The organism is Streptomyces liliiviolaceus, from assembly GCF_018070025.1.
Lineage (GTDB): Bacteria > Actinomycetota > Actinomycetes > Streptomycetales > Streptomycetaceae > Streptomyces > Streptomyces liliiviolaceus.
The window spans coordinates 2,704,753-2,716,484 of sequence record NZ_JAGPYQ010000001.1 but is presented as its reverse complement, the minus strand read 5'-3'; the positions used below and the strand labels follow the sequence as shown (position 1 = coordinate 2,716,484).

The window sequence follows — 11,732 nt, the reverse complement described above, 5'->3', positions numbered from 1 at the left end:
GCCGCCTTCGGGTCAGCGGTTGCGCGACCACCAGTCGAAGCGCAGGCAGAGCTTCCCGCCGAGCCAGTACTCCACCCAGTCGCCCAGGGCCACCGGCGAGCAGTTCGACGGCTTCTCGGGCGTCGGGTCGGTGGTCCCCGGCGGGTCGGTCGGCTTGGGCGTCGGATCCGTGGGCTTCGGGGTCGGGTCGGTGGGCTTCGGCGTCTGGTCGGTGCGGCCGAAGAGCACGGACCGGTAGATCTCGGAGGCCTCGGGGTTGTCGTCGCACTGCCACACACCGTGCGGGCAGTAGTCGGTGAGCGTGTTGTACAGCGGCTTGTGCTCGTCCAGCCAGGCGAGCATGCGCCTCATGTAGGTCGCGTTGTCGCCGTTTCGGAACAGCCCCCATTCAGGATAGGAGATCGGCTTTCCGTGCGCTTTCGCGAAGTCGACGTGCGCCTGAAGCCCGTAGGGCTCCGAAACGGCCTCGTCGAATGACTGTCCGCGCGGCTGGTCGTACGAATCCATGCCGATGACGTCGACCGTCTCGTCGCCCGGATAGCACTGGGTCCAGGGAATGGCGTCCCGGCCGCGGTTCGGCGTGAAGTCGAAGCGGAACTTCTGCCCCGGCACCGCTCTCATGGCGGTGACGATCCTGTCCCAGTACTTCTTCCAGGCCTCCGGGTCCGGCCCGCAGCGATGGGTGTACGTGATGCCGTTCATTTCCCAGCCGAGCACGATGACGGTGTCGGGCACCTCCAGCTCGACGAGCCGCTCGGCCAGCTTGCGGAAGTGGTGGTCGAACTCCCCGGCCGCGCCGCGCCGCAGCAGACCGCGGACCTCGCGGTCGGAGACGCCCTCCTCGTTGCGCTCCAGCATCGGCACGTTGAGGACGAACAGCCGGTCGGCCTCCTCCCGCCGCCAGTCCGCCCAGGCGTCGAGGAAGCCGGGCAGGCCCTCGATGTTGCTCCAGCGGTCGCCCGGCAGATACGTGTGCGCCACGCGCAGGTCGGCCCCGCCCAGCCAGCGGCTGAGCTCGGCGATCCGGGCCACCCCGCGGGGCCCGTAGTCCAGGTAGGCGCCGAAGGCCGGTTTCTCGGGGGCCTTCGGCGGCGCGGGCGGCGGGGTCGCCTGTCCGGAGGCGGCCGGTGCGGCGGCCGGTGCGGCGACCGGCGCCACGACACCGGTGGGCGCGGGCGGCGGCGGGGCGGGCGGCTCCCCCGCCCGCACGGCCGCCGCGTGTCCCGTCCCGGACGCGAGGGCGGCCGAGGCGAAGAGTCCGGCGGTGAGTACGGCGGCGACGTACGCCGGCCGTCTGGTTCGGGTCCGTTGCAGTGGGGCCATGTCCACTCCTCGCGTTCTTTTCCACCGTCCACTGACACTCAGTCATATGAATGCGCATTGCGCCAACCGAGGCCGGGCGCCGGGGAAATGCCCACTCACTCGCACGGGTGAGAAATAAGAAGCGAAGAAACAGAAGCGATCCCAAGGAAACAGACCCATGCCGTCCTTCGACACCCGCGTGCCCGCCGTACTGCTGCGCACCGACCGGAATCCCTTTCACCACGGCACGCTGGGAGCCGTACGCTCGCTCGGCCGGGCCGGAATCGACGTACACCTGGTCGCGGATTCCACTGGAAGTCCGGTGCGCGGTTCGCGTTTTGTGTGCCGGATGCATCCGCCGCCCGCCCCCGGGGCCCCGCCGTCCGAGATCGCCGCGACGTTGCGCCGAGTGGCGGCGCGGGTGGGCCGGCCCGCCGTACTGATCCCAATGGATGACGCGGGCGCCGTGGCCGTGGACCGGCTGCGGGCCGAACTCGCGCCCCGCTTCCTGCTGCCCCTCGCGCCCGCGGGCCTCGCCGAGCGGGTCGCGGACAAGGCGGAACTGGCCGCCGTGTGCGCGTCCGCGGGCCTCCCGCACCCGGAGACGCTGGTCCCGGACGGTCCCGCGCAGGCGGCCTCGGCGGCCCGGCGGCTGGGGCTGCCGGTGGTGGCGAAGTGGAGCCGCCCCTGGCTGCTGCCCGCCGGTTCCGACCTGCGCAGCACGACGGTCCTGACCTCCGCCGAGGAGGCGCGGACCCTGTACCGGCGGGCCGAGGAGGCGGGCAGCCGGCTGCTGCTCCAGGCGTTCCTGGCACCGGGCCCCGACCAGGACTGGTTCTTCCACGGGTACGTGGACCGGTCCGGGGCGGTGCGCGGGGGCGGCACGGGCCGCAAGCAGCTGGCCTGGCCGCGCGGCGCGGGCCTGACCGCGGTGGGCCGCTGGACGCCGAACCCGGCCGTGCTGGCGCTGGCCGAACGGCTGGTCGCACAGCTCGGCTACCGGGGCATCCTCGACCTGGACTTCCGCCGCGACGGCACGACCGGCGCGTACCACCTGCTCGACTTCAACCCGCGGCCCGGCGCGCAGTTCCGGCTGTTCGCCGACGGGGCGGGGCTCGACGTGGTGCGGGCGCTGCACCTGGACCTGACCCACCGTCCGCTGCCGTCGCCCGTCCCCCTGCCGGGCCGGACCTTCGTGGTGGAGAACTACGCGCCGCTGTCGGCCGCGTTCCGCCGCGGGACCGAACTGGCCTGGCACGCCCGGGACGACCTCGCGCCCGGTGCCGCCCTGTGGGCGCTGTGGTCACGCCATGTGGGCAGGCGCGCCGTCCGCCGGCACGTACGACCGACGACCCCTCCTCCTCAGCTGACCCCCCTGTCCGACGACGAGAAAGCGAGCAGTCACTGATGTACGACCTGCTGGTGGTGGGAGCCGGCCCCTACGGCCTGTCCATCGCCTCCCATGCCGCGGCGGCCGGTCTGAGCCTGCGGGTGTTCGGCCGGCCCATGGCCTCCTGGCGCGACCACATGCCCCGCGGCATGTTCCTCAAGTCCGAACCGTGGGCCTCCAACCTCTCGGACCCCGAGGGCCGTCTGAGCCTGGCCGCCTACTGCGCGCAGCAGGGGATGGAGGCCCGGCACGGGGCGCCCATCCCGGTGGAGGTGTTCGCCTCGTACGGGCTGTGGTTCGCGCGGCACTCGGTCCCGGAGGTGGACGAGCGCACGATCGAGCGCATCCACCCCTGCCTCGGCGGTTTCGAGGCGGTCACCGAGGACGGCACGACCGTGCGCGCGCGGACGGTCGCGCTGGCGGTCGGCGTGCTCCCCTTCACCGAAGTCCCGGCGACCCTGCGCGGGCTGACGCCCGAGCACGTCTCGCACAGCAGCCATCACAGCGATCTGGACCGCTTCGTCGGCAAGGACGTCACCGTGGTCGGCGGCGGTCAGGCCGCGCTGGAGACGGCGGCCCTGCTCGCCGAACAGGGCACCCGCGTCCGGGTCGTGGCCCGGGCCCCCGGCCTCTCCTGGAACGACGTGCCACCGCCGTGGGAACGCCCCTGGTGGCAGTCCGCCCGCGCCCCGCACAGCGGCCTCGGCCCCGGCTGGCGCAACTGGTTCTACGCCGAACGCCCCGGCGCGTTCCGCCGTCTGCCCGAGCCCACCCGCGCCCGGATCGCCACCACGGCCCTCGGCCCCGCGGGCGCCTGGTGGGTCCGCGACCGGGTCGAACCGTCCGTCGAACTGCTGCTGGGCCACGAGATCGCGGCGGCCTACGGGTCGGCGGACGGCGTACGCCTCGACGTGCTCGGCCCGAGCGGCGGGCTGACGTCCCTGGACACCGAGCACGTCATCGCCGCCACGGGCTTCAAGCCGGTCCGCGAACGCCTGGGGATCCTGACGGCGGACGTGCACGAGGGCCTGGGCGCGTGTCCCGACGGATCGCCCTACGTGGGCCGGGAGTTCGAGTCGACCTGGCCGGGGCTCTTCATGGCGGGCCTGGTCACGGCGGCCGGCTTCGGCCCGGCCATGCGGTTCGTGCACGGCGCCTCGTTCACGGCCCGGACCCTCGTACGGGGAGTGCGGCGCCGGCTCCGTACGGGACCGGCCCTGCTGCCCGTGCCCGGCGCGCGGGAGCGGCGCGGGGTGCTGGGGGCAGCGGGGCGCTGACCCCGCGGACGCCGGACGCCATGTGCCGGGTGCCGGATGCCGGGCGGGTGGCGTCCGGCACCCGGCGCGTCGTCACCGGCGGGCGGCGGCCCGGTTGCGCCGGTACAGGATCGCTCCGCCGAGCAGCAGGCCCGTGCCGACGGCCGAGGCCGCGAGCATGCCGTCGACGCCGGTCTGCGCCAGCTCCGGCCAGGGGCCCGCACCGGAGGCGGGCGGGGACGGAGGCGTCGCTCCCGGCGGACCCGTGGTGGGCGGCACCGACGACGGGGGCCCGGTGGTGGGCGGCACCGTTCCCGGCGGACCCGTCTCGGGAGGCGTGGTCGTGGGCGGGGTGGTGTGCGGGGGCGTCGTGTGCGGCGGACCGGACGGGGGCCCCGAAGGCGGCCCGGACGGCGGGGTGTCGTCGTCGCCGTAGCCCCCCGGCCCGTCGTGCCCGCACCTGTCGCCGAACGCCGGGTTCAGCAGACCGCCCGCGCCCGCGGTGTCGCCGCACGCGTTCGCCGGCACGTCCACCGGGGCCTCGTCGACGTTGCCCGTTCCGACACCGGGCGCGTCGTGCGCACCGCCGTGCGTGGCGGAACCGCCGCCGTGGTGGTCACCGCCGTGGTGGCCCGAACCGTGGTGGCCGGAGCCGCCGCCGTGGTCCGAGCCGTATCCCTGGTCCTGGTGGGAGCCGTGGCCGTGGTCCGAGCCGTATCCGGTCGGGGCTCCGTGGCGGGGCCCGTCCGGCTTGCGGTGCTTGCCCGTGGGGGTGGCGCAGGAGTTGCCGAACGACGGGTTGAGGCCGGCGGCCGCGTTCGCGGAGTTGCCGCACGCGTTCACGGGCACGCCCACCGGCGCCTGCACGTTGTTGCCGGACAGCACTCCGGGCGAGTCCGCCGCCACCCCGTGCACGTCCGAGTCGGCGAACGCCTGGGAGCCGTACAGGGACAAGATGCTCGTCGCGGCGGCGGCCGCGACCATTCCCTTGCTCAGGGTCTGTCGCAACTTTGTTGTCTTCTCTGCTGGTAGAAGTGGGAAAAGCCGGCCTTGGCACCGGAATGCGGTCCAAGGCCGGCGTGACTCAGCCGTTCGGCTGGTGCGTTACGACGTCAGTCGTTGACGCACTCGTTGCCGAACGCCGGGTTCAGCAGGCCGATCACGTTGATCGAGTTGCCGCACACGTTGACCGGAACGTGCACGGGCACCTGGAGAACGTTGCCGGAGAGGACGCCGGGCGAGCCGACGGCCGCACCCTCGGCCTCGGAGTCGGCGAAGGCCGGGGCGCCCATGCCCATGGCCATGATCGCGCCCGCGATGACGACGGCACTCTTCTTGTGCTTCACGTACTTCCCTTTCTCTGCGGTCATGCCCAATGACGGCCGAAACCGGACGAGCCCAGCCTGAACGACTCGCACCATGACCTGCGGGCTGTTGAACGAGGGGACGGGGGACGAAGAAACTACAGAAAGTGCGACTCTCCGGTATTTCACCCGAACGCCCGGAGCGGAATGGGCGGCGAAACGTCACTTCATAAAGACAGAAAAGGAAAACGGAACATGACGCCGAAGAACCACGGGCCGCCCCGCCGCACAGAGCGGCGGGGCGGCCCGGGCAGTCCTCGTGACGACCGGTCAGCTGCCCGAGGCGCCGTTGCCCGAGAGCACCGGGATGTTGTCCAGGACGTGCGAGATCGGCTCGTCGCCCTTGCCCTGGGTGGAGTTCTCGGCGCACTGCTGGTTCTGCGGCGCCGACAGGACCGGCACGTCCTGCAGCACGGTGACCGGCACCAGGACGCCCACGAGGGACGCCAGGTTGGCCTTGACGGGCACACCGAGGCAGAGCTTGTTGAGCGAGCCCTGCACGAGCTGGCCCTGGGGGCTCATGTCGCCCTCGGCCTTGGCGTTGCCGTACACCTGCTCGGCGTTGTTGCCGTTGGCGGTGGTGACGCCGCTGTCGTTGCCGATGGCAAGCGCCTGCGGGGCACCCGCCGCCGCGACACCGACGACAGAGGCGGCGACCGCCGCCGTGGCCATTGCCTTCTTGAGCATTTCTCCGGTCCTTTCCTGCGCAGAGACCCGTGTTCCTGCTCCCGCATCAACCGGAGGGGGGCCGATTGGTTTCGACGTGTCACCCGGTTGGCCCGTTCGGCGGTCCGTAATTCACGGAAAGCTGCGCGCGCATGCGTAGTACAAACGGCATTCCCAAATGGGCCATCGGAGTGAACCGGAGCAACTATGCGGGCCGGGGGCAGTTGTCCAGGTCGCTCCGGTGGACGGGGTTACTCCAGAAGGGACCAGCAAGTGATCAAGAAGGTTATGGCTGCCGCGGCGGTCGCCGCTTCCGTCGCCGGTGTTACGGCTGCCGCCGCCCCCTCGGCGATGGCGATCGGCAACGACAACGGCGTCACCACCGCCAACGGCAACCACGCCGCGCAGATCTACGGCAACCAGGCGACGTACGGCGACATGAGCCCGCAGATGGCGCTCATCCAGGGTTCGCTGAACAAGCCCTGCATCGGCCTGCCCGCCAAGGCCAACCTGGCCTCGCTCGTCGGCCTGGTGCCCGTCACGGTCGCCCAGGACGTGCCGATCCTGTCGGCCCCGCAGAACCAGCAGTGCACCGAGAACTCCACGCAGGCGAAGGGCGACGAGCCCCTCTCGCACATCCTGAGCAACATCCCGGTGCTCTCGGGCAACGGTGCCTCCGGCAGCTGATCTGCCGCATCACCCTGTGGGCCGCCGGCCTTCCCGGCGGCCCGCTCCCCCTGCCACGTCAACGGCGGCGCGTAGCTCCGGTCCCGAGGAAAGCCTGTGGGCCAATCGGGGCAAACCCCGCAACCGCACCGTCCACCGCACTGTTGATGAATATGCGGCTCCGTTACGGGGGCCACTCTCCGAAAGGGAACGAAAATGAAGAAGCTGATGGCGACCGCGGCACTCGCCGCCTCTGTCGCCGGTCTGTCGGCCGTCGCCGCGCCCCAGGCGCTGGCCATCGGCAACGACGACGGCGTCACCACCGCCAACGGCAACGGTTCCGTCCAGAAGTACGGCAACCAGGCCACGCACGGCAAGATGAGCCCCCAGCTCTCCCTCGTGCAGGGCTCGCTCAACAAGCCGTGTGTCGGTCTGCCGGTCAAGGCCAACCTGGCCTCGCTCGTCGGCCTGGTGCCCGTCACCGTCCTCCAGGACGTGCCGATCCTGTCGGCCCCGCAGAACCAGCAGTGCACCGAGAACTCCACCCAGGCGAAGGGCGACGAGCCCCTGTCGCACATCCTGGACAACATCCCGGTGCTGTCGGGCAACGGCGCTGCCGGAAGCTGACCTTCCCAGCTCCACCATGCTCCGCGAACAGCGGGTCACCCTTCGGGGTGGCCCGCTGTTCCCGTGTTCACCGTTCCGGTGCGGGCGATTCCCGTGTGTACTGCTGTTCCGGTGCGGGTGACGGGTTGGCGTAGAGCGCGTCGATGTCCGAGGCGTACGCCTCCGTCACCGCGTGGCGCTTGATCTTCAGGGACGGGGTCAGCAGGCCGTTGTCCTCGGTGAACTCGCCCTCCACCAGGGCGAAGTCGCGGATCGACTCGGCCCTGGAGACGGCCTGGTTCGCGTGGTCCACGACCTTCTGGACGTCGGCGCGCAACCGCGGGTCGCCGACCAGCTCGGACAGCGGGGTGTCGGCCGGCATCCCGCGGACGTACAGCCAGTGGGTGAGGTCCTCGCGGTCCAGGGTGATCAGGGCGGCGACGTAGGAGCGGTTGTCGCCGACGACCACGCACTGGCCGACCGGCGGACGGCTGCGCAGGCGGTCCTCCAGGACGGCCGGGGAGACGTTCTTGCCGCCCGAGGTGACGAGGATGTCCTTCTTGCGGCCGGTGATGGTGAGGTAGCCGTCCTCGTCGAGCGAGCCCAGGTCGCCGGTGGCGAACCAGTCGTCGGTCAGGACGGCGTCGGTGGCGGCCGGGTCGTTCCAGTAGGCGCCGAAGACGATGCCGCCCTTGATGAGCACCTCGCCGTCGTCGGCGATCCTGACGGCCGTGCCCGGTACGGGAAGGCCCACCGTGCCCGGGCGGGGCCGCAGGGGCGGCACGATGGTCGCGGCGGCCGTGGTCTCCGTCAGCCCGTAGCCCTCGTAGACGAGGATGCCGGCGGCGTAGAAGAAGAGGCTGAGCTCGCGGTCGAGCGGGGAGCCGCCGCTGATGGCATAGCGCGTACGGCCGCCGATCTCCTTGCGGACACGGCGGTAGACCAGCAGGTCGTACAGGGCCCAGGCGGCGTAGAGACCGAGGCCCGGCCCCTTGCCGCGGCCGAGGAACCTGTCCAGGTGCAGTTCGCCGAAGCGGACGGCGACGCGGTGGGCGCGGTCGAAGGAGGCGCCGCGGCCGATGCGTTCGGCGGTGGCGCGGCCGGTGCCGTGGATCTTCTCGAAGAGGTAGGGCACGCCGACCAGGAAAGTGGGCCGGAACTCCCTGAGCGCCGGGCGGAGTTCGTCGGGCTTGATGCTCGGGAAGTGGCCCAGCTCGATCCGTGCCATCAGACAGGAGATCTGGAGGGTGCGGCCCAGGATGTGGGCGAGGGGCAGGAAGAGGAGGGTCGAGGCCTGCTGGCCGGTGACCTCCTTGAAGACGGGGTGGAGGAGTTCGACGGTGTTGGCGGCCTCGGCGTACAGGTTGGCGTGGGTGAGGACGCAGCCCTTGGGCCGGCCGGTGGTGCCGGAGGTGTAGCAGATCGTCGCGACGGTGTCGGGGTTCAGGGCGGCGCGGCGCTTGGTGACCTCGTCGTCGGGCAGGTCGCGTCCGAGGGCGGTCAGTTCGGCGACGGCGCCACCGCGAACGGTTCCCTCGCGGTCAACCTCGGCGGCCCCGTCGGCCTCGGCGTCGAGCTGCCAGATGCGCGGGGGTGCCGGGTGGTCGGCCGTGCCGGTCGTGACCGCCGCCGCGTTCTCCGGTGTCTCGACGACGACGAGACGGGCGGCGGAGTCCCGGACGATCCACTCGATCTGCTGGGGCGAGGAGGTGGGATACACCGGGACGGACAGGCCGCCCGCGGCCCAGATCGCGAAGTCGAGCAGCGTCCACTCGTAGCGGGTACGGGACATCACCGCCACGCGGCCGCCCGGTTCGAGACCCGCCGCGATCAACCCCTTGGCCACGGCGGTGACTTCACGGGCGAAGGCGGTGGCGGTCACCGGCTGCCAGGTGCCGCGTTCGGCGCGGCGCAGGACCACGGCGTCGGGTGCCTCGGCCGCGTTGGCGAAGGGCAGGTCGGCGATGCTGCCGGTGGTGGTGGTCGGGGCGAGGGCGGGCATGCGCGCCTCACGGACCGTGCCGCTCCCGTCCCTCGTGAGGTCGACCTGGACACGGCCTCTCGGATCGGTGCGCTTCTTCGCCTGTTTCAGTTCCCTGCGTACGCCCATGGCGGCTCCCGGTGGCGGCTCTCGGTGCGGTGGCGCTTGCCCGTTGCGGTGACGCTTACTTACTTCGGAGTAAACTTACTCATGCGTAGGGGATTTTCAACAGGCCCGTCAAGCTCGGCCGGACGTGGGCCGATGAACGGATCATGACGTCGACGCACTCCCCCGCCCGCCCCTCGCACTTCTTCCACGGCAGGAACCGTCCGCCCTCGTCGTCCGCCCTGTCCCTGCCGCCCGGGTCCGGTCCCGGTACCGCGTGGGCGGACCGGCTGCGGGTGGCGGTGTGGGTCGTGCCCGCGCTGCTGATCGCGTACGCGGGGTTCCGGCGGCGGTGGATGTCCGACGACGCCTACATCTACGTACGGACCGTGCGGCAGGTGCTCGCGGGGAACGGGCCCGTGTTCAACGCGGGTGAGCGGGTCGAGTCGTCGACCGGCACCCTGTGGCAGTGGCTGCTCGTCGCGGCCGGGGCGGCGGGGGTCGATCCGGCGACGGCGGCGGTGTACGGGGGGCTGCTGCTGACCGCGGCCGGGTTCGCGCTGGCGGGGATCGGCGCGCTGCGGACGTACGGCGGGCGGGCGGCCGTGCCGCTCGGGTCCCTGGTGCTGCTCGGGCTGCCGCCCGTCTGGGACTTCGCGACCTCGGGGCTGGAGACGGGGCTCGCGACGTGCTGGATCGCGGGCGCGTGGCTGGCGCTGACGACGAGGCCGGCCTCGCTCGTCACGTCATTCGTCATCGGGCTCGGTCCTCTGGTGCGGCCCGATCTGGGGCTGGTGACCGTGGTGTTCCTGGGCGCCCAGTGGCTGCTCGTACGGCCGTCGTGGCGGGGGGCGTTCGCGGGGGCGGGGGCGGCGGGGGCACTGCCGGTCGCGTACGAGGTGTTCCGGGCCGGGTACTACGGACATCTGGTGCCGCTGCCCGCCGTGACGAAGGAGGCCTCGCGGAGTCTGTGGGGGCGGGGGCTGATCTACCTCGGGGACTTCGCGCAGCCGTATCTGCTGTGGGTGCCGGTGCTGTTCGTGGCGGTGGCGCTCGTTCCGGCCCGCGGGAGCTTGCGCGGGCCGGGGGGTCTGCGCGTGTCGGGAGTGGTGCGGGTCGTGCCCGCACTCGCGCCCGTCGTCGCCGGGCTGCTGTGCTGGCTGTACGTCGTGAAGGTCGGCGGTGACTTCATGCACGGGCGCATGCTGCTGCCCGGGCTGCTGCTGATGCTGCTGCCCGTGTTCGTCGTCCCGGTGACGCGGGTGGGCACGTTGGCGGCGGTCGGCGTCGGGCTGTGGGCGGTGGTCTGCGCGGGCTGGCTGCGGATGCCGTACGGCGGGCAGATCGGGCCGGCGGGGATCGCGGACGAGCGCGGGGTGTACGTGCGGCACAACGCCGATCCGCATCCCGTGCGGCACACCTTCGCGGGGGCGCCGCACCACTTGCGGTACGCGCGTGCGGTGGCGGCGGCCGGCCGGTCGGGGGCGCCGGTGCTGGTGCTGGGCAAGGACGGGTGGGTCCGGGGCTCCTCCGGCGGGGTGACGGCGAGTTATGTGGTCCTGGGACTCAACGGCTCGGTCGTTCCGCTCGACGGGGCCGCGCTGGATCCGATCGGGCTCGCGTATCCCCTGGCGGCGCATTCCGAGCGGGTCGGGGCGGGGCGGGTGGGCCACGACAAGCACCTGCCGGCGGCCTGGCTGGTGGCCGACCGGGGGGTGGGGATGCCGCCCGCCGGGGTCTCGGCCGCCGAGGTGGGCGCTGCGCGGCGGGCGTTGCGGTGCGGGGCTCTGGCCGAGCTGGAGGGGGCTGTTCGGGGGCGGTTGACGGCGGGGCGGTTCCTGCGGAACGCGGTGGGTTCGTGGGAGCGGACGTCGTTTCGGTTCCCGAACGATCCGCTTCTCGCGGAGAGGAAGCTGTGCGGGTGACCTCCGGTCGGGGGTTGGCTGTCGACTGCGGGTGCGTGTCCGCGTGCCTTCGGGGGTGGGTGGTTGCGCGCCGGGCGGACGTGCGGGTGGGTGGGGGTGACCCGCGCCGTTCCCCGCGCCCCTTAGGGGGTGGGTGGCTGCGCGCCGCGCGGACGTGCCGGTCCGTGGGGGTTGGCCGCGCCGTTCCCCGCGCCCCTCACGGGGCGGGGGGCTGCGCACCGAACCGACGTGCCGGTCCGTGGGGGTGACCCGCGCCGTTCCCCGCGCCCCTCACGGGGCGGGGGGCTGCGCACCGAACCGACGTGCCGGTCCGTGGGGGTGACCCGCGCCGTTCCCCGCGCCCCTCACGGGGCACGGGCCGGCTTTTAGGGGCGCGGGGAACTGCGCGGCCAGCCCCCACCGGGCCGCACCTGCACAGCGACCTCAAGGCCACGCCCCTCAGGGGCGCGGGGAACTGCGCGATCAGCCCCC

Annotated in this window: 10 protein-coding genes; 5 read left to right on the top strand and 5 right to left on the bottom strand. The window is 72.5% G+C overall.

All coding sequences use genetic code 11. The annotated features are described in order from the left end of the window. Window positions 1-12: 12 nt before the first annotated feature. The gene (locus tag J8N05_RS11930) at window positions 13-1,323 is read right to left on the bottom strand and encodes a glycoside hydrolase family 26 protein (protein WP_210882475.1); all 1,311 of its coding nucleotides are present in this window, start codon (window positions 1,321-1,323) and stop codon (window positions 13-15) included. Between the two features lie 157 nt (window positions 1,324-1,480). On the opposite strand from J8N05_RS11930, the gene J8N05_RS11925 reads away from it, so the two are divergent. Then, complete coding sequence (locus J8N05_RS11925) at window positions 1,481-2,710, top strand: carboxylate--amine ligase (RefSeq protein WP_210882473.1); 1,230 nt, start codon at window positions 1,481-1,483, stop codon at window positions 2,708-2,710. Then, window positions 2,710-3,969, top strand: a complete 1,260-nt coding sequence (locus tag J8N05_RS11920; protein ID WP_210882471.1) for an NAD(P)-binding domain-containing protein — start codon at window positions 2,710-2,712, stop codon at window positions 3,967-3,969. Before J8N05_RS11925 ends, J8N05_RS11920 begins: the two co-directional genes overlap by 1 nt. Before the next feature lie 72 nt (window positions 3,970-4,041). Here the strand turns inward: J8N05_RS11920 and J8N05_RS11915 are convergent, their stop codons facing one another. The 3 genes from J8N05_RS11915 to J8N05_RS11905 form a co-directional block, all read right to left on the bottom strand. After that, the gene (locus tag J8N05_RS11915) at window positions 4,042-4,956 is read right to left on the bottom strand and encodes a chaplin (RefSeq protein WP_247706239.1); all 915 of its coding nucleotides are present in this window, start codon (window positions 4,954-4,956) and stop codon (window positions 4,042-4,044) included. A gap of 104 nt (window positions 4,957-5,060) precedes the next feature. Further along, a complete protein-coding gene (locus J8N05_RS11910) occupies window positions 5,061-5,318 on the bottom strand; it encodes a chaplin (RefSeq protein WP_210882469.1) in 258 nt (85 codons plus the stop codon). A 264-nt stretch (window positions 5,319-5,582) separates the two neighbouring features. After that, complete coding sequence (locus J8N05_RS11905; RefSeq protein ID WP_210882467.1) at window positions 5,583-5,999, bottom strand: rodlin; 417 nt, start codon at window positions 5,997-5,999, stop codon at window positions 5,583-5,585. 252 nt (window positions 6,000-6,251) lie between these two features. Between J8N05_RS11905 and J8N05_RS11900 the strand changes: the two genes are divergently transcribed. Then, window positions 6,252-6,665, top strand: a complete 414-nt coding sequence (locus J8N05_RS11900) for a rodlin (protein ID WP_107016148.1) — start codon at window positions 6,252-6,254, stop codon at window positions 6,663-6,665. A gap of 195 nt (window positions 6,666-6,860) precedes the next feature. Further along, window positions 6,861-7,271 carry a rodlin gene (locus J8N05_RS11895; protein ID WP_107016147.1) on the top strand — a complete coding sequence of 137 codons (411 nt, stop codon included), beginning with the start codon at window positions 6,861-6,863 and terminating at the stop codon, window positions 7,269-7,271. A gap of 67 nt (window positions 7,272-7,338) precedes the next feature. On the opposite strand, the gene J8N05_RS11890 is transcribed toward J8N05_RS11895, so the two are convergent. Continuing rightward, window positions 7,339-9,360 carry an AMP-dependent synthetase/ligase gene (locus J8N05_RS11890; protein ID WP_210882466.1) on the bottom strand — a complete coding sequence of 674 codons (2,022 nt, stop codon included), beginning with the start codon at window positions 9,358-9,360 and terminating at the stop codon, window positions 7,339-7,341. A 143-nt stretch (window positions 9,361-9,503) separates the two neighbouring features. Between J8N05_RS11890 and J8N05_RS11885 the strand changes: the two genes are divergently transcribed. Beyond that, a complete protein-coding gene (locus J8N05_RS11885) occupies window positions 9,504-11,261 on the top strand; it encodes a hypothetical protein (RefSeq protein WP_210882465.1) in 1,758 nt (585 codons plus the stop codon). Window positions 11,262-11,732: the final 471 nt, after the last annotated feature.